Genomic DNA, 718 nt, shown 5'->3' with positions numbered 1-718 from the left:
GGGTGAGGAGCCGGATCCGGGCCGGATAGCCGGGGTGGACCTGGGAATCATCCACCCGTACGCGGTGGCCGGCCCCGGCGGAGAAGCTTTGCTGGTGTCGGGGCGGGCGATCCGCGCCGAGCACCGCATGCACCTGGCCGACACCAAAGCCCGCCGCCGAGCCGTATCCGGCCGGGCCCCGAAACCGGGTGAGAAGGGGTCACGGCGGTGGCGGAAGTACCGCCGTCGTGCCCGGCTGGTGGAGGGCCGGCACCAGCGGCGGGTCCGCCAAGCCCAGCACGAAGCCGCCCGAACCGTCATCACCTGGGCCGTGAGCCGGCGGGTCGGGGTGCTGCACGTCGGGGACCCCCGCGGCGTGCTCGACATCGCTGCCGGGCGGCGGCACAACCTGCGGCTACGGCAGTGGCAGATCGGCCGGCTCATCCAGATCCTGACGGACAAGGCCGCCCTCGCCGGCATCACCGTCCGGCTCGTCGATGAGCGGGGCACGTCATCGACCTGTCCCGCCTGCCGACGGCGGGTGCCGAAACCTCGTGGGCGGACGCTGACCTGCCCGCACTGCGCATTCTCCGGGCACCGTGACCTGGTCGCGGCCGCCTCCATCGCCACCCGCACCCCGGGCGGCGGACCCACCACCCCCACAGCCGTCGTGCTGCCGGAGGTGGTCACGCACCGTCGAGCCGGCCGGCACCTCCCCGGCGCCGGCCAGTCCCGACGT

General features: G+C 74.5%; 1 protein-coding gene. It reads left to right on the top strand.

All coding sequences use genetic code 11. The features are described 5' to 3' along the window. The coding region (locus ACVCAH_RS38010; RefSeq protein ID WP_447141035.1) for an RNA-guided endonuclease TnpB family protein at positions 1 to 718 on the top strand (718 nt) is incomplete at both ends.

It is taken from the genome of Micromonospora sp. LZ34 (genome assembly GCF_052981855.1).
This window is presented reverse-complemented; position numbering and strand designations above follow the sequence as displayed.